General features: G+C 70.9%; 20 protein-coding genes. 15 read left to right on the top strand and 5 right to left on the bottom strand.

Features of this window, described 5'->3' with window-relative positions:
• Position 1: 1 nt before the first annotated feature.
• On the bottom strand, positions 2 to 886 hold the full coding sequence (locus tag GY24_RS11215) for a carbohydrate ABC transporter permease (protein WP_104475772.1): 885 nt from the start codon (positions 884 to 886) through the stop codon (positions 2 to 4).
• A gap of 84 nt (positions 887 to 970) precedes the next feature.
• Positions 971 to 2,275: an ABC transporter substrate-binding protein gene (locus tag GY24_RS11210; RefSeq protein WP_202972937.1), complete on the bottom strand. Its 1,305-nt coding sequence runs from the start codon at positions 2,273 to 2,275 to the stop codon at positions 971 to 973.
• Between the two features lie 228 nt (positions 2,276 to 2,503).
• Between GY24_RS11210 and GY24_RS11205 the strand changes: the two genes are divergently transcribed.
• From GY24_RS11205 to GY24_RS11175, 7 genes are all read left to right on the top strand, one after another.
• A complete protein-coding gene (locus tag GY24_RS11205; protein WP_104475768.1) occupies positions 2,504 to 3,538 on the top strand; it encodes a LacI family DNA-binding transcriptional regulator in 1,035 nt (344 codons plus the stop codon).
• Complete coding sequence (locus GY24_RS11200) at positions 3,535 to 4,407, top strand: aldo/keto reductase (RefSeq protein ID WP_104475766.1); 873 nt, start codon at positions 3,535 to 3,537, stop codon at positions 4,405 to 4,407. The genes GY24_RS11205 and GY24_RS11200 overlap by 4 nt, the downstream gene beginning before the upstream one ends.
• 9 nt (positions 4,408 to 4,416) lie before the next feature.
• Positions 4,417 to 4,908, top strand: coding sequence for a 2'-5' RNA ligase family protein (locus GY24_RS11195; protein ID WP_104475764.1), 492 nt, complete (start codon positions 4,417 to 4,419; stop codon positions 4,906 to 4,908).
• 195 nt (positions 4,909 to 5,103) lie between these two features.
• Positions 5,104 to 7,287, top strand: coding sequence for an MMPL family transporter (locus GY24_RS11190; protein ID WP_104475762.1), 2,184 nt, complete (start codon positions 5,104 to 5,106; stop codon positions 7,285 to 7,287).
• Positions 7,250 to 8,545, top strand: a complete 1,296-nt coding sequence (locus tag GY24_RS11185) for a sensor histidine kinase (protein ID WP_104475760.1) — start codon at positions 7,250 to 7,252, stop codon at positions 8,543 to 8,545. The genes GY24_RS11190 and GY24_RS11185 overlap by 38 nt, the downstream gene beginning before the upstream one ends.
• Before the next feature lie 2 nt (positions 8,546 to 8,547).
• Positions 8,548 to 9,168 (top strand): response regulator, encoded by a 621-nt coding sequence (locus GY24_RS11180; protein ID WP_083362490.1) that lies wholly within the window; start codon positions 8,548 to 8,550, stop codon positions 9,166 to 9,168.
• A gap of 81 nt (positions 9,169 to 9,249) precedes the next feature.
• A complete protein-coding gene (locus tag GY24_RS11175; RefSeq protein WP_104475758.1) occupies positions 9,250 to 9,828 on the top strand; it encodes a DUF1349 domain-containing protein in 579 nt (192 codons plus the stop codon).
• A gap of 21 nt (positions 9,829 to 9,849) precedes the next feature.
• Here GY24_RS11175 and GY24_RS11170 read toward each other — a convergent pair whose 3' ends face one another.
• Positions 9,850 to 11,334, bottom strand: coding sequence for an MFS transporter (locus GY24_RS11170; RefSeq protein WP_202972936.1), 1,485 nt, complete (start codon positions 11,332 to 11,334; stop codon positions 9,850 to 9,852).
• A 238-nt stretch (positions 11,335 to 11,572) separates the two neighbouring features.
• Between GY24_RS11170 and GY24_RS11165 the strand changes: the two genes are divergently transcribed.
• The 7 genes from GY24_RS11165 to GY24_RS11135 all read left to right on the top strand — a co-directional run bounded on the left by GY24_RS11165 (position 11,573) and on the right by GY24_RS11135 (position 16,355).
• On the top strand, positions 11,573 to 12,409 hold the full coding sequence (locus GY24_RS11165; protein WP_104475756.1) for a siderophore-interacting protein: 837 nt from the start codon (positions 11,573 to 11,575) through the stop codon (positions 12,407 to 12,409).
• 23 nt (positions 12,410 to 12,432) lie between these two features.
• Entirely contained in the window at positions 12,433 to 13,554 is a 1,122-nt protein-coding gene (locus tag GY24_RS11160; protein ID WP_104475754.1) for a glycerate kinase, read from the top strand.
• Between the two features lie 9 nt (positions 13,555 to 13,563).
• Complete coding sequence (locus GY24_RS11155) at positions 13,564 to 14,232, top strand: GAP family protein (RefSeq protein WP_104475752.1); 669 nt, start codon at positions 13,564 to 13,566, stop codon at positions 14,230 to 14,232.
• A 127-nt stretch (positions 14,233 to 14,359) separates the two neighbouring features.
• Positions 14,360 to 14,656 (top strand): Dabb family protein, encoded by a 297-nt coding sequence (locus GY24_RS11150; RefSeq protein WP_104475750.1) that lies wholly within the window; start codon positions 14,360 to 14,362, stop codon positions 14,654 to 14,656.
• A 102-nt stretch (positions 14,657 to 14,758) separates the two neighbouring features.
• A complete protein-coding gene (locus GY24_RS11145; protein ID WP_104475747.1) occupies positions 14,759 to 15,139 on the top strand; it encodes a YtxH domain-containing protein in 381 nt (126 codons plus the stop codon).
• A 505-nt stretch (positions 15,140 to 15,644) separates the two neighbouring features.
• Complete coding sequence (locus tag GY24_RS11140) at positions 15,645 to 15,908, top strand: hypothetical protein (protein WP_133161181.1); 264 nt, start codon at positions 15,645 to 15,647, stop codon at positions 15,906 to 15,908.
• A gap of 108 nt (positions 15,909 to 16,016) precedes the next feature.
• Entirely contained in the window at positions 16,017 to 16,355 is a 339-nt protein-coding gene (locus GY24_RS11135; protein WP_104475743.1) for a DUF7882 family protein, read from the top strand.
• Between the two features lie 29 nt (positions 16,356 to 16,384).
• Here GY24_RS11135 and GY24_RS11130 read toward each other — a convergent pair whose 3' ends face one another.
• Positions 16,385 to 16,726: a DUF7882 family protein gene (locus tag GY24_RS11130; protein ID WP_104475741.1), complete on the bottom strand. Its 342-nt coding sequence runs from the start codon at positions 16,724 to 16,726 to the stop codon at positions 16,385 to 16,387.
• A gap of 53 nt (positions 16,727 to 16,779) precedes the next feature.
• Positions 16,780 to 16,992: a hypothetical protein gene (locus GY24_RS11125; protein ID WP_104475739.1), complete on the bottom strand. Its 213-nt coding sequence runs from the start codon at positions 16,990 to 16,992 to the stop codon at positions 16,780 to 16,782.
• A 178-nt stretch (positions 16,993 to 17,170) separates the two neighbouring features.
• Between GY24_RS11125 and GY24_RS11120 the strand changes: the two genes are divergently transcribed.
• Positions 17,171 to 18,747, top strand: a 1,577-nt coding sequence (locus GY24_RS11120; RefSeq protein WP_104475737.1) for an SPFH domain-containing protein, incomplete at its 3' end; no start/stop codon positions are given.

The following is an 18,747-nucleotide window of genomic DNA, read 5'->3' as shown; positions in this document are numbered from 1 at the left end:
CTCAGGCTTTCGTGAGGTCGCGGCGCGAGGAGCGGAAAATGAACACGGTCACAAGCAGGCAGACGATCGTGAGCAGCAGCGCGATCGTGCTGCCGTAGCCGTACTCGCCGTACGAGAAGGACGTCTGGAACATGTACAGGGTGAGCGGGCTGGTGGCGTTGCCTGGCCCGCCGTTCGTGAGGGCGATGATGGTGTCGAACACCTTGAGTGTGCCGTTGATGCTGAAGATGACGGCCGAGAGCAGCACGGGCAGCGAGAGCGGCAGGACGATGTGCCGCACGAGGCCCCACCCTGTTGCGCCGTCGAGCCGGGCCGACTCCAGCGTGTCCTCCGGGATCTCCACGATGCCGGCGTAGAGCAGCACCCCGTAGAAGCCGATGGAGCGCCAGATGTCCATGATCGCGATCACGAGGAAGGCGTTTGCACCGCTGCCGAACCAGTCAACGGACTCACCGCCGAAGGAGTTGATGATGCTGTTCACGACGCCCGTCTGCGGCGCGACCTCGAACAGCTTCTGGAACAGCAGCGCGACGGCGACCGTCGGCAGGACGACGGGGAAGAACACGAGGGTGCGCACGATGTTCGAGGACTTCTTCAGCACGAACACGTAGAGAAGCGACATCAGGTAGCCGATGAAGACCTGCCCGACCGTCACGACGAGCGCGTACTTGAGGGTGAAGAGAACGGCATCCCAGACCTTGGGATCGCCTGCCAGCCGCGTGAAGTTGTCGAAGCCGACGAAGGTGAACCCGATGATGGTGTTGCCCTCGAAGACCGTGTAGCCGAGAGACCACAACACGGGCACGAGCATCACGGCCGTGTAGACGAGGAGGGCGGGACCCAGGAGGATCGCGATCGCCCTCTTGTCTCCGAGGACATGTTTCATGGTTCACTCACTTGTTCCGGACGGCGACGTCCATTGATGATGAAGGCGGGGGTGGCGGCCGGATGCCGGCCGCCACCGCTCTTGCTAGCTATCGAGATCCGCCTGCACGAGCTTCATGAACTCCTCGGCGCTGATCGCACCGGTCACGAGCTGCGCCGCGTTGGTCTGGCTCGTCGTGGTGGCCTTGGTCGAGAACAGCGCCTCGAACCAGAGCACACTCGAGGTGGACTCGCTGATGGTGGTCTGCACGACCTGGGTCAGCGGGTCGACGCCGCTCACCTCGCTGTTGGCCTTGAAGCCGGAGATGGTGCCCTGGTCCTTGAGCGCGGCGCTGCCGTAGTTCTCGGCGATGCAGCCGAGCCAGTCGGCGACCTTGTCGTCGTAGACCTTGGCGCTCATGGTGCTGGGCAGCCCGACGTTGGCCGGGTACTCGTCGATGGACCCCTTGCCGCCCTCGACGGCGGGGAAGGGCATGAAGCCGACGTTGTCGGCGCCGATCTTGTTGCGCTCCGGGTCGTTCAGCGACTCGAGGATCCAGCTGCCCATGTAGAACATGGCGGCCTTGCCGTTGAGGAACTGGGAGGCAGCGGTGTCGTAGTCGATCGATCCGACGCCCTGGCCGAAGTACCCGGCGGCTCCGAGATCTGCGATGGCCTGCGCCGCCGCCACGTACTCGGGGTCGGTGAGCTTGGCATCGCCGTCGGCGACCTTCTGGAGCGCGTCGGCTCCGAGGTCACGGAAGAGGTAGTCGCCGACCAGGCGGGTCAGCGGCCAGCCCTGCTCGCCCGACGCGGAGAACGGGGTGACCCCGGTCTTTGCGATGGCCGCCGAGGCAGCAACCAGCTCGCCCCAGGTGGCGGGGACCTCCACGCCGGCGTCGGCGAAGACCTGCTTGTTGTACCAGATGCCCTCGATGTTGTACTGGTAGGGAAGCACGTTGAACTTGCCGCCGTACAGCGACTTGATGGTGGAGATGGCGGCCGGCTCGATGTCGTCCAGCGCGCCGATCTCGGCGAGCGCCACCTCGAAGTCGACGACGTTGCCCGACTCATCGAGGGTCTTGGTGAGGGCGGGTGCGTTTCCCGCGGCGTACATCGCCGGCAGTGCGTTCTGCCCGGCGAGCAGCTGCAGCTTCTGGTCCAGGTTGGTCTGCGGAACGGTCTCAACCTTGAGCGGCAGTGCGGTGTTCTCCGTTTTGCACTGGTCCTCGCTGAGCGCGGTGATCTGGCCCGGGATCATCGTGTTCTCCGAGTTGATCAGGTAGGTGAACGCGGTCGGGGCTGCCGCGTTGCCCGTGCCGCCGGCGCAGCCGGTGAGTACCAGGGCAAGAGCGCCCGCGCCCGCCAAGATCGGCGCCAGAGCGGCGTTCCGACTCATCTGTCGTGACATTGCAATTCCTCCTTGAATGCAGGCGCCGATGTGGGCCCGGTGCAGTTGATGCGCGTCAATTGATGCGCATCAACTGACGACGATATGTCCACTAGACTCGATTTGCAAGCTGAGCGATGTAACGATTCAATGCCGTGAGCGGCGGAGGGCACCGGCACCAATGCCGGTCGGGAGTGGACGATGACGTCAGTATCAAAAGCGCGGGGCACTCAAACGGGCGATTCCCGGATGATGGACGTCGCGCTGCGCGCCGGGGTCTCGCACGGCACCGTGTCCAACTTCTTCAACCGCCCTCAGCTGCTGAGCGAGGCAACCCGGGAGAAGGTGGCTCAGGCCGTCGCCGATCTGGCGTTCGTGCCCAACGACGCCGCGCGCACTCTCGCCAAGGGCACGGGCAACACGATCGGGGTCGTGCTCGTCGACATCGGCAACTCCTTCTTCGTCGACATCGCCCGCGGCGTCGAGTCCGCAGCCGCCGAGTCCGCGCACAAGCTCCTGCTCGCCAACAGCGACGTCAACGCACAGAAGCAGGACGACTACCTCGAGCTCTTCGACGAGACACGCGTGCGCGGCATCATCCTGGCCCCGCTGGACGGCGAGCAAGACGGTGCGGCGCGCGTGCGCAGCCACGGGCGCCCGGTCGTGTTCGTCAACTGGCCCGGGGAGGATGACGCCTCCTGCGGGGTGATCGTCGACGAGGAGCATGGAGGCTACCTGGCGGCGCGGCACCTGATTGAGCTCGGCAGGACCACACTCCTCTTCGCCGGCGGGCCACTCACCCTGCACGCGGTGGCCGACAGGCTGAATGGCGTCCGCCGGGCGATCGACGAGGCCCCGGGCGTCGCCCTCGAGGTGCTCGAGACGCACAGCCTGACAACCAGGGCCGGCCGGGTCCTCGGCCACGAGCTCGCGATCCGCCCGCCCGCCCGGCAGCCCGACGGGGTGGTCTGCGCGGCGGACTCGCTGGCCATCGGCTGCATCGAGCAGCTCGTCGGGGCCGGCATCCGCGTGCCGGAGGACATCGCCGTGACGGGCTACGACAACAACCACTACGGAGCGGAGAGCGCCGTTCCCGTGACCACCATCGCGCAGCCCGGCCACGAGATGGGCGTGATCGCGGCGGAGCTCCTCGCCGAAGAGGTCGGCGGCCTGCCGGGCCACACCCACCGCACCGTCATCCTCAAGCCGTCGCTCCTCGTGCGAAAGAGCACCGTGGCCAGTGCCGTTCCGGCAATCACCGACGCGCCGGAGACCGCCAGGTGAGGTCACCGCGCCGCATCGGCGATGTCGACGTGTCGCCGATCGCGCTCGGAACGGCCGGGCTCGTCTTCGACACTTCGCACAGCGCCGCCTCTCGGGCTGCGGCGTTCGGCGCGGCGATCGACGCCGGCATCACGGCCTTCGACACCGCGGCGGCGTACTCGGCCGCCGGGGAACCACACTCCGGCGAGCGCATGTTGGGTGACCGGCTCCGGGCTGCCGGCGTCCTGGGGTCGGTCGCAGTGATCACCAAGGGCGGCCACTCCCGCAGAGGCGACTCCTTCCCCATCGACGGGCGCCCGGAGAGCATCCATTCCCACTGCCGCGGGAGCCTTGCCGCCCTCGGAGTCGGCGTGATCGACCTCTACCTGCTGCATTGGCCAGATCCCGAGGTTCCGATCGAGGAGTCGGTCGGCGCGATGCTCGAGCTGCAGCGCAGCGGACTCGTCCGAGACATCGGCGTCTCCAATGTGAGCCTCGAGCAGCTGCACCGGGCGCGCTCCGTTGCGCCGATCGCCGCCGTGGAGAACAAGTTCACGCTCGACGGAACCCAGGGCGAGATCCTCCTCGCCGCCGAGGCCGCGGGCATCGCCTACCTCGGCTACTCCCCGCTGGGAATCGTCCGGGATTGGCCCCTCTTCGTCGCACGGCCAGAGGTCGCGGCGATCGCGGCGCAGCACAGCGCCGACCCGCAGCAACTCGTGATCGCATGGTTGCTCGCGCAGAGCCCCACCTTCATCCCCGTGAGCGGCGCGAGCAAGCCGGCGACGATCACCTCGACCGCGGATGCCGGCGGGCTTGTGCTCTCACCCGGGGAACTCGCCGCGCTCGGGGCCGCACTCAGCCGTCATCCGGCGCGGCCTGACGCCTAGAATCGGCGCATGTCCCGCCTCGTCATCGTGCTGCCGCTTGCCCCGCTCACGGTGGGCGAGAGCTTCGCCGTGCACAGCTGGCCGCTGCACGTGACCGTGCTGCCTCCGTTCCTCACCACGGCGGGGCCGGAGCAGATCGCCCGCGCGGTCGGGGCGGCCTGTGTCGGGCAGCCGGCGATCACCGCCACCGCCGGGGCCGACGAGCTGTTCGGCCGGCGGCACAACGTGCCGGTCACCGTGTTGGAGGAGAACCCCGAGCTGACCGCGCTGCACCGCGCCCTGCGCGCCGCCGTGCGCCCCTTCGCCACCGAGCCGGACGAGCCCGCCTTCACCGGGCCGGGCTACCGCCCGCACGTCACCGTCAAGCAGGACCGCCGGGTGGAGCCCGGCCACCTGCTGACGTTGAGCCAGCTGGCCGTCGTCGACATGGCCCCGCGCGCGCATCCCGCCGGCCGCACCGTGCTGGCCACGCTGGACCTCGGCACACCCGCCCGCCGCTGACCCACCCCGCCCTCGCCTGCTCGCGCAATCGAGAAGCAAGAAAACGCGACCAAACCGGGTAGTTTTGGCGCGTTTTTCTTGCTTGTCGATGCGGCGGATGCCGGGCGACCCGGCATCCGTCTCAACCAAAGGGTTGAGGAGGAGTTCAACCGGCCGCGCGATTCGCGAAAAGGCGCGCGCTGGTGCACTGGAAGCATGTCTGATTCGCGTGTCCGTTCCTCTCTCCCCGAGCGCCTGACGTCCCGCCGCGGCGCGTGGGTCTCACTCACCCTCGTCCTGCTCGCGATCGTGGCCCTGTTCGGGATGCTCAGCGGGGCCGAGGCCCCGGCGGGCGTGTCCGCGTCGCCCGCGAACTCCGAGTCTGCCCAGGTGAAGGCCCTGGCCGATCAGTTCGCCGGCAGCGACGAGGGCTCGGTGCTGATCGTCGCGACCCGCGATGACGGCGGCGCCCTGACGGATGCCGACATGGCGGCGCTGACTGCGCAGGTGCCCGGCATCGACGCCGTCACCGGCCACGAGGCCTCCCGCCCGTTCACGAGCGAGGACGGCCAGGCGGCCGTCATCCAGACCTCGATCACGCTCGGCGAGGACAACACGGCGACCGCCCAGACCGTGAAGGCGCTGCGGGCCGAGCTCGCCGACAACCCGATCGACGGCATCACCGCGCAGGTGACGGGCGGCTCGGCGTTCGGCGCCGATATCGCCGCCTCCTTCGAGGGCGCCGACTTCACCCTGCTGCTCGTGACCATCGGCATCGTCGCCCTGCTGCTGATCCTCACCTACCGCTCCCCCGTGCTGTGGCTGATCCCGCTCACCGTCGTGGCGATCGCCGACCGCGGCGCCAGCCTCGCCACGAACGCCGTCGGCACCGCGCTCGGCCTCGAGTTCGACGCCGGCATCATCAGCGTGCTCGTGTTCGGCGCCGGCACGAACTACGCCCTGCTGCTCATCTCGCGCTACCGCGAGGAGCTGCTGAAGACCGACGACCACCGCCGCGCCCTCGCCGCGGCCTGGCGCGGAACCGCCCCGGCCATCCTCGCCTCGAACGTCACCGTCGTGCTGGCCCTGCTGACCCTCGTCTTCGCCGTCATCCCCGGCACCCGCGGCCTCGGCATCTCCTCGGCCGTCGGCCTGCTGATCGCCCTCGCCGCCGTGCTCTTCGCCCTGCCGCCGCTGCTCGCCGTGTGCGGACGCCGCGTGTTCTGGCCCTTCGTCCCGCGCCCCGGCGCAGCCACCACTGGGCAGAGCCCCGCGGGAACGGGCAGCACCGACACGGGCAGCACCCGCCCGGGCTTCTGGGGCGCGGTCGCCACCCGCGTCGTCACCCGCCCCGTCGTGTCGCTCGTCGCCGGCGGCGCCCTGCTGGCCATCATGGCCACCGGCCTGTTCGGCACCTCGATCGGCCTGAACCAGACCGAGAAGTTCCGGGTCGCCTCCGAGTCCGCCGCCGGCCTCGAGACCCTTTCAGAGCACTTCCCCGCCGGGGAGTCGCAGCCGATGATCGTGATCGCCAACAGCGGGGCGATCGACGAGGTGCGCGCAGCCGCCGACATCCCCGGCGTTGTGCGGGTCACCCCGCTCGGCGAGTCTGAGGACGGCACGCTCGGCAAGCTGATGGTCACCGGCGAGCCCGGCCCTGGCACGCCGGAGAGCCTCGCCCTCGTCGAGGACCTGCGCACGGCCGTGCACGGCGTCGACGGGGCGGACGCCCTCGTCGGCGGAGCCGTGGCCGAGGACCTCGACGCCCGCGCCGGCAACGTGCAGGACCTCCTGCTGATCGCCCCGCTGGTGCTCGCGGTGAGCTTCCTCGTGCTGCTCCTGCTGCTGCGCTCGCTCGTCGCGCCACTGCTGCTGCTCGTCGTCAACGTGTTCAGCGCCGTCGCCGCGATCGGCCTCGGAGCCTGGCTCAGCCGGGTGCTGTTCGGCCAGGACGCGCTCGACCTGCAGGTTCCGCTGCTGTCCTTCCTGTTCCTCGTCGCGCTGGGCATCGATTACACGATCTTCCTGGTGCACCGGGCCCGGAGCGAGGCGGCGCTGCACGGCACCAAGCAGGGCATGGTGCGCGCCGTTGGGCGCACCGGCGGCGTCATCACCAGTGCCGGCATCGTGCTGGCCGGCGTCTTCGCGGCCCTCGGCATGCTGCCTCTGGTCACGCTCGGCCAACTCGGCCTGATCGTCGGGCTCGGCGTGATCGTCGACACCCTGGTGGTGCGCACCGTGATCGTTCCCGCGATCTTCAGCCTGGTCGGCGATCGCATCTGGTGGCCGTCCCGCCCGCCGCAGGCACGCCGCGGTGGCGACGACGCCCCCGCTGACGCACCCAACGGGGGAGAATCGGAGCATGGCACGCACTCCGCTGACGCAGTCCTCACCCGGTAGCGCGGGTGCTCAGGACGCGCAGCGCACGCCGCGCGCCCTGAGCACCACCATCCGCTCGATGCAGATCGGCCTGCACCTGATCACGGCGGCGCTCCTCGTCGTGGCGGCGACGCGGGCCGCCGTCGACGCCGTGCCACTCGCGCCGGTGCTGACCGGGGCACTCGCCTTCGCCGGCTGGTACGCCGGCGGCATCCTGCTGGCCGGCCGCGTGCAGGGCCGCCACGTGGGCGGCTGGTGGCTGGCCGGGCTCGCCCTCATCTGGGTGGGGGCCGTCGCGGCATCCGCCGAGTTCATCTGGCTGGCGTTCCCGCTCTGGCTGCTCGCCGGCTACGTGCTGCGGCTGCGCTGGGCGATCCCGTTCTCCGTCGCGATCTTCGCGGTGGTGACGGTGGCGCCGATCCTGCAGTTCGGCAGCACCAACTACGCCACCGTCATCGGGCCGCTGCTCGGCGGCACCTTCGCGCTCAGCATCTCCCGCGGCTATGTCGAGCTGGTCAACGACCTGCGCGAGCGCCAGCGCCTGGTGGCCTCGCTCGTGCAGGCGCAGCGGGAGATGGCCGCGCTGCAGGAGGAGCTCGCCCAGACCCAGCGCCTCGCCGGCGCCAAGGCCGAGCGCACCCGCATCTCTCGGGACATCCACGACACCATCGCCCAGGGCTTCTCCTCCATCTCCCTGCTGGCCACGGGCGCCCTCGAGAGCGCACAGAACGAGAACGGGCAGGGCGAGCGGATGCCGCGCACGCTGGCCCAGATCGACGCCATCGCCCGCGACAACCTCGTCGACGTGCGCCGCATCGTCGCCGCCCTGGCGCCGTCCGAGCTCGAGGAGGTCGCCCTGGCCGGGGCGCTCCGGCGCATGCTCGACCGGCTCACCGAGGAGAGCGGGATCGTGACGGAGCTGCGCGTCGACGACGGCCTGCCCGCGCTGCCCACCACCGTGGAGGTCGCCCTGCTGCGCACGGCGCAGTCGGCGCTGGCCAATGTGCGCCAGCACGCCGACGCCAGCCGCGTGGTGGTGAACCTGGCGGATGCCGGCGACTCGGTGCGCCTGGACATCGTCGACGACGGCCGAGGCTTCGACGCCCGCTCCTGGGACGCGGGGGCCGGCACATCCGCGGGCGGCGGCTACGGCCTGCACTCGATGCGGGCCAGACTCCGCGAGCTGGGCGGCGGGCTCGACGTGGAGAGCGCACCGGGCGAGGGCGCAGCGCTCTCGGCCCACGTGCCGCTCGCGCGCGGCCTGAAGGCGGAGGGCTAGGGATGGCGATCACGGTTCTGCTGGTCGATGACCACCCGGTGGTGCGCACCGGCCTGCGCGCGCTGTTCGACAACAGCGACGACGTGCAGGTCGTCGGCGAGGCGGCATCCGGCGAGGAGGCCATCGCCCTGGCCGAGCACCTGCACCCCGACGTCGTGCTCTGCGACCTGCGGCTCGGCGACGGCATCGACGGCGTCGAGACCACCGCGGCGCTGCGCGCCCAGCAGCCGGCGCCGGCCGTCATCATCCTCACCACCTTCGACCGCGACGTGGAGATCCTGCGCGCCATCGAGGCGGGGGCCGCCGGCTACCTGCTCAAAGACGTCTCGCCGGCCACCATCGTCTCCTCGCTCAAGGAGGCCGCCCGCGGCGGCATGGTGCTCGCCCCGGAGATGGCCAAGCGCGTCGTCGACGGCATGCGGCACCCCCGCCCCCGGCTCACCGAGCGCGAGATGGAGGTGCTGCGGCTGCTCGGCACCGGGGCCTCCAACCGCGAGATCGCCCGCGAGCTGTTCGTCACCGAGGCGACCGTGAAGACGCACCTCGTGCACCTGTTCAGCAAGCTCAACGTCGAGAGCCGCGCCAAAGCGGTCTCCGTCGCCCGGGAGACCGGCCTGCTCTGAGTCCGCGCCGGGCCTGAGTCCGCGCCGGGCCCGAGGCCGCGCCGGGCCCGAGGCCGCGCCGAGTCCCTCTAGACTCTGCGCATGTCACAGATCGATTGGTCGGCGGGACGTTGGACGAACCCGCCCGTTTCCGCAGATGTGATCGCCGGCGACCTCCACGTCGCCGCGGTGGAGGGGAGCGACGCCTGGCGCCACACCTCCTACGGTTTCGTGCACGAGAACGAACACGCCCTCCTCGCCCCGTTCCGACCCGGGACCGCCGTGGAGGTGGAGTTCACGGCCGCCTTCTCGGCCCAGTTCGACCAGGCCGGGGTCTTCATCCGGGCCTCGCGCGAGCGGTGGATCAAGGCGGGCGTCGAGTTCGTCGACGGCGTGCCCCAGCTCGGCGCCGTCGTGACCGATCACCGCTCGGACTGGTCCAGCGGCCCCGTCCCGGCGTGGGCCGGCCGCCGCGTCGTCGTGCGGGCGAGTTGGGCGGCTGACGCCATCACCATCAGGGCCGGGGTGGCCGGCGAGGCCCTCCAGCTCGTGCGCGTGGCCCCGTTCGACGCGGCAGACGCCGTCACGGCCGGGCCCTACGTGTGCGCGCCCACACGCTCGGGCCTCGTCGTCCCGTTCCACTCCTGGCGCGCCACCGAGCCGGACGCCTCACTGCACTAGCGGCTCCGGCCGCGCTGGCTCCTAGCCGACGTGCACGGCGGCGGATGCCTCGCCGAACGGCATCAGCTCTTCCTTGCGCCCGCGGATGAAGACGGCGGCGATCACGGCGCCGGCGAGCATCGCGACCGCGGCCGAGGCGAACACGACCGAGTAGCCGGCGGTGAAGGCCGCGAGCGGCGCGGTGGGGTCCAGCTCCGCCTGGGCCGAGGCCGTCGCGGAGTAGAGGGCGGTGAACACCGCGAGCCCGATCGAGCCGCCGATCTGGCTGGCGGAGTTGGCCATGGCGGATGCCGCACCGGCGTCCTCCGGCGCCACACCGATCAGGGCGAGGTTCTGCACCGGCACGAAGAGGTTGGCCATGCCGACGCCGAGGATCACCAGTCCGGGGAGCACCTGCGTGAAGTAGTTGCCGTCCGGGGTGATCCCGCTCAGCCAGAACAGCCCGACGGCGGCGATGAGCGGCCCGGCGATCATCATCGGGCGCGGGCCGATCACGGGCAGCAGCTTGGTGATGAAGGGCACGCAGAACATGATGACGACGGTCATCGGCAGGGAGGCGACCCCGGCGGTGAGTGGCGAGAAGCCGAGCACGATCTGCAGGTGGAAGGCGAGGTAGACGGTGCCGCCGATCATGGCGCTGCCGATCACCGCCTGGATCAGGTAGGCCCCGCCGCGCACGCGATGGAGCACGACGCGCAGCGGCAGCAGCGGCTGCGCCACCCGCGCCTCGATGACGACGAACGCGGCGAGCAGCAGCACGCCGAGGGCGAGGAAGCCGATGGTGTCGACCTGCGCCCAGCCGTGCTCGGCCCGGGTGAAGCCGTAGACGAGGGAGCCGAGGCCCAGGGTCACGGTGACCGCGCCGGCCCAGTCGTAGCGGTTCTCCCCCGGCGCCTTGGACTCGGTGACGAAGAGCAGCCCGCCGACCAGCCCGGCGGCGACGAAGAAGACGTTGACGAGCAGGCACCAGCGCCAGTCGGCGAACTCGGTGAGCACGCCGCCGAGCAGCAGGCCGACCGCTGCGCCGGTTCCGGCGACGGTCCCGAACACGGCGAAGGCGGTGTTGCGCTCCTTGCCGTGGGTGAAGGTCACGGTCAGCAGCGCGAGGGCGGCCGGGGCGAGCAGGGCCGCGAACGCGCCCTGCAGGCCGCGGGCGATGATCAGCTCCATGCCGCTCTGCGCGACGCCGCCGAAGACGGATGCCGCGCCGAAGCCGAGCATGCCGACCATGAACGTGCGCTTGCGCCCCCAGTAGTCGGCGATGCGCCCGCCGAGCAGCAGGAGCGCGCCGAACGCCAGGGCGTAGGCGGTGACCACCCACTGGCGCTGGCCGTCGGAGAGGCCGAGCTCCAGCTGCGCCTGCGGCAGGGCGATGTTCACGATGGTGCCGTCGAGCACGACGACGAGCTGGGTGAGCGAGAGCACAGCCAGCGCCCACCAGCGCTTCGCGTGCTGGGCGTCGACCGTGCGCACGGGCGCGGTCGCGGGCGAGGAAGAACGATACAAGGGGAAACCTCCGGGCTTCGATGAACGAGGGGTGCCGGAGGTTTCAAGCCTCGGACCACGGGCCGCACGAGGGCGGGCACGTGACCACTTCGACCTGAGATGCGGTCGAACAGATGATCGAGTTTACCAGCACGGCTGCCGCGTGGCGGGCCGTGCGGCCCGCACCGGCCGGCCCGCCGTTCACCCGGCCGCCGCAACTGTGCCACATTGAGAGCACACCCCTTGGAAGGAAGCCACAGTGCCGACCACCCATTTCACCGTCACCGGGACGTCGTGGATCACCCCCTCGCTCCGGCGCGTGCACCTGCACAGCGCCGATCTCTCCGCCTTCGCGGAGAGCGCCTTCGCCGACCGCTACGTCAAGCTCGTCTTCCCGAAGCCCGGCGTCCACTACGCCGACCAGGTCGACGTGCGCGCGCTGCGCGGCACCGTCGCCCCCGAGCTGCTGCCCGACGTCCGCACCTACACGGCGCTGTACCCCGACGTCGAGGCCGGCACGATGGCCATCGACTTCGTCGTGCACGGCGATGACGGCATCGCAGGCCCCTGGGCGGCGCGGGCCGAGGTCGGCGACACCCTGATCGCCAACGGGCCGGGCGGCGCCTACCGGCCGAACCCGGAGGCGGACTGGCACCTGCTCGTCGGCGACGAGTCGGCCGTGCCGGCCGTCTCCGCCGCACTGGAGGCACTCCCCCCGGGCGCCGTGGCCCGGGTGGTGGTGCTCGTCGAGTCGGCCGCCCACGAGCCGGAGCTGCCGCTGCCCGCCAACGCGACGGTCACCTTCGTGCACCGCGACGGCGACACCGCGGAGGGCGCGCTCGAGGCCGCGGTGCGCGGCGTGGAGTGGCTGGACGGCCGCGTGCACGCATTCGTGCACGGCGAGGCCGAGGAGGTCATGCGCGGCCTGCGCCCCTACCTGCGCACGGAGCGCGGCCTGGCCCGCGATCAGCTCTCGATCTCTGGCTACTGGCGCCGCGGCCGCACCGAGGACGGCTTCCGCGAGTGGAAGGCCGCCCTCGCCGAGGAGGATGGCGAGCCGCGGGCGCGCGGCGGGCGCCCGCGCGGCGGCCAGTAGGGTCAGAGCATGAGGAGCATGCCGTGACCGCCGAGAGGGTCGTCATCGCGCCGGACTCGTTCAAGGGCACCCTGTCGGCCACGGAGGCCGCGCGCGCCCTCGCCGATGGCTGGGCCTCCGTGCGCCCGGGCGACGAGCTGCAGCTGATGCCGATGGCCGACGGCGGGGAGGGCACGCTCGACGCCTTCGCGATGGCGGTGCCAGGCGGCATCCGCATGCCCATCTCCGTGCAGGGGCCAGACAACCGGCCGGTGCGGGCGGAGTGGCTGCTGCTGCCGGGTGAGAACGGAGGCACCGCGGTGGTCGAGCTCGCGAGCACGAGCGGCCTCACCCTGCTCGACCCGCTGCGCCCGCTCGACGCACACACCCTCGGCTTCGGCCAGGCCATCGCGGCCGCCCTCGACCATGGCGTGCACCGCCTGCTGCTGGCGCTCGGCGGCAGCTCCTCCAGCGACGGCGGGGCCGGGGTGCTCACCGCGCTCGGCGCCTTCTTCACGGATGCCACCGGGCGGCCAATCCGGCTCGGCAACCGCGGCCTCGGCCAGCTGGCGCGGGCCCGGTTGGACACGCTGCGCCCGCTGCCGCCCGGCGGGGCGCAGATCCTCTCCGACGTCGACAACCCGCTGCTCGGGCCGCGCGGCGCGGCCGCCGTGTTCGGCCCGCAGAAGGGCGCGAACCCCGACCAGGTCGAGGGCATTGAGTCCGGCCTGCGCCGGCTGGCCCGGCTGCTGCCCGGCCAGGCCGAGGTGCCGGGCGCGGGCGCGGCGGGCGGCACCGGTTTCGGGCTGCTGCACTGGGGCGCGGCGATCACGCCGGGCGCGGCGGCGGTCGGTCGGGCGATGCGGCTGCCCGATGCCGTGGCCGCGGCATCCGTCGTCATCACCGGCGAGGGGCGCTTCGACAGCCAGTCGGCCGCCGGCAAGGTGCCCGCCTATCTGGCCGGGCTGGCGGCGGATGCCGGCATCCCCGCCCACCTGGCCGCGGGCGCGATCGAGGCGCCGAGCAACGAATTCACCGGCGCCCTCTCGCTCACCGAGCTTGCGGGCTCGCCGAGCGCCGCGATGGCGGACCCGGCCCGCTGGCTGCGCGAATCCGGCCGGCGCCTGGCCCTGTCCTTCACGGATGGGCGGGCCGGCAGGCAGTAGCCTGCGACCATGTACGAAGTCTTGGGTGACATCATCCCGTTCGCGGTGGGCGTCGCCCTCAGCCCGCTCCCCGTCATCGCGGCGCTGCTGCTCGTGATGGCCCCGGTCGGGGCGCGCGGAGGGCTCGCGTTCCTCGCGGCCAGGCTGCTCGCCTTCGTGGCGCTGACCGCCGTTTTCGCCTGGGCCTCCGACCTCGTCGACGACGCCGCCGGGTCGACGGTTCCGGCGGCGATCGCGCGCCTGCTGCTCGGCGGCGCGCTCCTCGTCGGTGCGGTGCTCAAGTGGCGCGGGCGGCCGCGCGGCGACGCGGAAGGGAAGCTGCCCGGCTGGATGACGTCGATCGACGGTATGACGGCCGGCGCGGCCTTCCGCCTCGGGCTCCTGCTGACTGCGGTCAACCCGAAGGAGATCGCCTTCGCCGCCGGGGCCGGCTTCACCATCGGCGGGGCCTTCCTCGGCGCCGGCGAGATGGTGCTCGCCGGCGCCGTGTTCGTGCTGCTGGCCTGCGCGAGCGTCGCGGCGCCGGTGCTCACCGTGGCGATCGGCGGCGCGCGCACCGCGCCGGCGCTGGCCGAGGCGCGCAGCTGGCTGGTGCGCAACAACGCCGCCGTCTTGGCGATCGTGCTGTTGGTGCTCGGCGCCATGCTGATCGGCAGCGGCCTTTCCGGCCTGGGCTGAGCCCTGCCCGCGATCCCAGGCCAGCTACCCCAGGCCACCGGCCCGCTCCGGCCCCACCAGCCGAGCGCGCGCTAGTCTCGAGCTGCGCGCGGACGCCCGCGCCGACACCAGAGGAGACGAGAACGCTGTGATCCAACACACCGTGAGCTTTGCCCTGCGCCACCCCGCCGGGTCCGCCGAGGAACGCGCATTCCTCGCGGACGCCGCCACGACCCTGGCCGCGATTCCCGGCGTCAGCGGGTTCCGGGTCTCCCGGCAGCTGAGCCCGGCCAGCCCGCATCGCTTCCAGTTCTCGATGGACTTCGCCGACGAGCCCGCCTACGCCGCCTACAACGCCCACCCCGCCCACACCGCCTTCGTCGCGACGCGCTGGGTCCCCGAGGTTGAGTCGTTTCAAGAGCTGGATCTCGCGCCACTGCCGTGACCCCCGGGCCAGAAACCCCCTGCCGGAATCCGCAGATCGGGGTTAGCGTGTTTCGCATGGCCGTTTCGACCGACGCGGGCATCGGACCCACAAGGAGGAACCATGAGTTCGCCAAGCGATGACTTCAGCAATGCCCTCTCCGACTCGGTTGACAAGGCCTCGGACAAGGCCGAGGACGCCGTGAACGCCGCCAAGGACAAGGCCGGCGATCTGGCCGGCACCGCCAAGGACAAGGCCGACGACCTGGCCGACACCGCCAAGCGCAAGGCCGACGACCTGGCCGACAGCGCCAAGCGCAAGGCCGACGACGTGTACAACCAGGTCAGGAAGACCGTCGGAGGCGCGGGCGGCAACGACGTGATCGACGACACAGCCGGGTTCCTGCGCCGTCAGATGCGGGACCGCCCGTGGGTCGTCGTCGGGGTGGCGGCACTGGTCGCCTTCGCCATGGGCGTGTCCGTGGCCGGCAAGGGCAAGGACTAGGCGCGAGCCGGGGCGGCCGGATCGCCGGCCCCCGGCAACCGCACCGCGAACACGGCTCCGGCCGCGCTGGACGATGCCGCGATCACGCCGCTGGCGCCTCGTCGTCACAGAGGCCATGCTGCAGCGCGCGCTCGCGAATCGGCGGGACCACGTTCGCGCCACTCGACGCGAGGATGTGCGCCGAAATCCGAATGAAATTTCGATAACACACAGGTGAATCTCAGCTGAATCTCTCGATGATCGCGCGAGCTGAGACGAATCACTCACACCCTGTTCAAACTCCTTCTCCACAACCCATTCCACATGCAGCGCCTCGCAGTTCCCGGGTTTTCGTACCCAATTCCACAGGGTTGTCCACAGGCTGTGGATTGGAGGAAACTACGAAAATTCGAGGATTCCGGCCGAAATCGGCTCGCGCCGGAATTCGGCAGGACCCTATCCAATCTCCGCCGACTCGCCTAGCGTAGAAGTCGCGAAACACGCACAGTGCGAGGAGTTGAGTATCGTGTCCGATCCAGCCGCAGCAGCCGTGACGCCTGCCCCGGGTTTCGCCGCAGCCAACCCGGATTCCCCGACGGAGGCCGAGCAGGTGGCGAGCATCATCGCCCAGACCAGCGCCGATCTCACCGGTCGCCCCGAGGCGGTCGTTGAAGCCGAGCTGGTGGAGCGTTTCAGCAGCGCCGGGCTCGACTTCTCACTCGTCGAGGCTCGCCGCGTGGCGCACGACATCTCCAACGCCCCGCGCCTGCGCGACACTATCGACGACTGAGCCGCCCAGCACGACGGGCCCGCCCCTGCCCCCGGGGGCCGCGCTCCTGTCGACGCGATTTTTCCTCATGTGCTGGATATCGGCCGCCGCAAGGTTCATGCTGGGCGGGTGGGCGAGATCATCTACGGAGCCGGCGAGAGCTACGAGTTCGATGACCGCGCGCTGGCCCATGTCCAGGAGGCGGTCGGGGCGAAGCTGCGTCGGCAGGAGGCCTTCTACCTGAGTTGGCGGCAGTCAGATGGCACGCCGGAGCAGAGGGTGAGCCTCTGGCTCGCGCCATCGATCGCCCTGCAGTTCCACTACTTGGGCAGCCGCACCGCGACACTCAATCCCTCGTGGCTGCGGGCCATGGAGCTGACGGCGACGGGAGATGGGGGGATGTTCGTGCTCGACGAGGAAGACGCGGAGGGCTATCTCAACGCCCGCCGGCGCCCGGAGTCGATCTAGGCGCTCCCGCCGCGCCGCAAAGCCCCGGCTCAGGGGGTCAGCAAGGTCGGCGGGTGGTCGCGGATGTAGTCGTCGGCCTCGTTCTCGGGCAGCACCACCATGCCCCGGTCGCTCATCGCCGTCATCTCCAGTGCCTTCACCCAGACGCGATTCAGCTGCGGAGCCGTCGGGGTGGAGAAGTGGAACTGCAGCGGGATCGCCGGCGACAGCCAGATGCTGACGCGGCCCGAGCCGGCCGACGGCGGAATCACCCAACTCAGGTAGAACGACTCCTGCCGGCGGAGCTTGCCGCCCGCGGCAATCTTGACGTGGGCGAGCGTGCGATCGTCCATCTCGTATTTCGTTCCCGCACCGTACACCAGGGATCCCATGAATACAGCATGGGCCTTGCCACCCGAAAAGGCGAGCCACACCAACGGGCGCCTCAGTCGACCGGCTCGCCCTGTGTTCTGATGAAGTCTTTCTCGGCCGCGGTCAACAGCCACTCCACTTCCGCGATCTCCTGCCCGATGATCTCACCGATCTGGGCCCTCGTCCTGGCACCCAGCGCGGCATCGAGGTCGCTCTGGATCTCATGCTTGCCGTCCGCGTCCAACAGAGGCCACCAGCGTTCGATCGCCACTATTCGCTCGCTCATTTCGCCACCTCCTCCCCCGAATCACGCCCCCCTCCATCAAGGCTGTCACGTCGGCCGCGCGAGCGACAGCCCCTCTGGGCAGCTCGCGCGTGGGGGCTTTTGCTGAAAGGATGCGAGGGAACGTGCCGGGGGCCACGCTCGCCCGTCGTCCCGGCCCTCTCCCACCGAAAGGACCCTTGTGTTCGACTTCTGGTTTGGCCCCATTCCGGGCATCATCGGCGCCGTCGTCTTCGTGCTGATCGTCGCCCTCATCTACAGCAAGACCCTGTACAAGAATGCCGGCCCAGACGAAGCCCTGATCATCACGGGTAAGCGCTCGAAGAAGACCATCGTCGACGGGCAGGCGCGCGAGACATCCGGCCAGCGCATCGTCGTCGGTCAGGGCGTCTTCATCACGCCGTTCTTCCAGAAGGTGCACAAGCTCGAGCTGCGCTCGCGCGCCATCGAGGTGACGGCCCTCGCCCAGGACCGCAACGGTGTCACGATCACCGTCGACGCCGTCGCGATCGTCAAGGTCGGCGAGGAGCACGCCTCGATCTTGGCCGCCGCCCAGCGCTTCCTCGGTCAGGACAAGAACATCGACTCCTTCGCGCAGGAGGTGCTCTCCGGCTCGCTGCGCGCCTCGATCGGCGCCACCGACGTGATGACGATCATCCAGCGCCGCGACGAGCTGGGCGCGACGGTGCTCTCGACCGCCCGCGAGTCGCTGGCCAACCAGGGCCTCGACGTCGACTCCTTCGAGATCAAGGGCATCACCGACGACAACAACTACATCAACGACATCGGTCGCGCCGAGCAAGCCAAGGTGCGCGCCGCCGCCGAGGTGGCCGAGGCCGCCTCGCAGCGGGAGGCCCGCCAGGCCGCCATCGCCGCCGAGCAGGCCGTTGCCGAGGCCGAGGCCACGCTGGCCCTGCGCCGCGCCGCACTCAAGCTCGACACCGACCGCGCCGCCGCCGAGTCCGAGGCGGCCCGCCCGCTGGCCGAGGCCACCGCGCAGCAGAACATCATTCAGCAACAGGAGCTCACCGCGCAGAAGCGCGCCCAGCTGAAGAAGGCCGAGCTGGAGTCCGAGGTGAACGCGGTGGCGGATGCCGAGAGCTACCGGATCCGCGTGACCGCCGAGGCGGAGGCCGCTGCCACCGTCGCATCCGCCAACTCCTCGCGCGATTCTCGTGTAGCCGCGGCCGAGGCCGTGCGCGCGGAGGGCGAGGCGGAGGCCGGGTCCATCCTGGCGCGCGGTAAGGCAGAGGCCGAGGCCACGCGCCTGTCGGCTGAGGCCCTCGCCCAGCAGTCCGACGCGCTGATCCAGCTGCGCATGATCGAGTCGCTGCCGCTGATCGCCCACGAGCTGGCCGCCCCGATGGGCAATATCGACCAGCTCACCGTCATCTCCAACGACGGCGCATCGCAGCTCTCCAAGAACGTGGCGAGCGGCTTCAGCGAGGTCGACGCCGTGCTGAAGTCCACCATGGGCGTCGGCGTGCGCGATCTGCTGAGCTCCGTGGTCAGCGGCACCATCGGCGGCGCGGCGGGCGGCGCCATCACCTCCGGGCGCGGCCGGGCCGAGTCCGTCGGCACGGTCACCGCGCAGAAGCAGGCTCCGGCCGCCCCGGCGCCCGCCCGCGCAGAACCTGAGCTGGTCGCGCCCGAGCTGGTCACACAGCCGCGCACCCCCGCCGCCCCGAAGGCGCCCCCGGCGCAGGCCCCCGCCGCGGCTCCGGCAGCGGCTCCGGCCCCGGTGGCCACGCCGGTTGC

The organism is Microterricola pindariensis, assembly GCF_002936985.1.
Taxonomy (GTDB): domain Bacteria; phylum Actinomycetota; class Actinomycetes; order Actinomycetales; family Microbacteriaceae; genus Microterricola; species Microterricola pindariensis.
The sequence above is the reverse complement of the archived record's forward strand: the minus strand, read 5'-3'. Positions and strand labels throughout refer to the sequence as shown.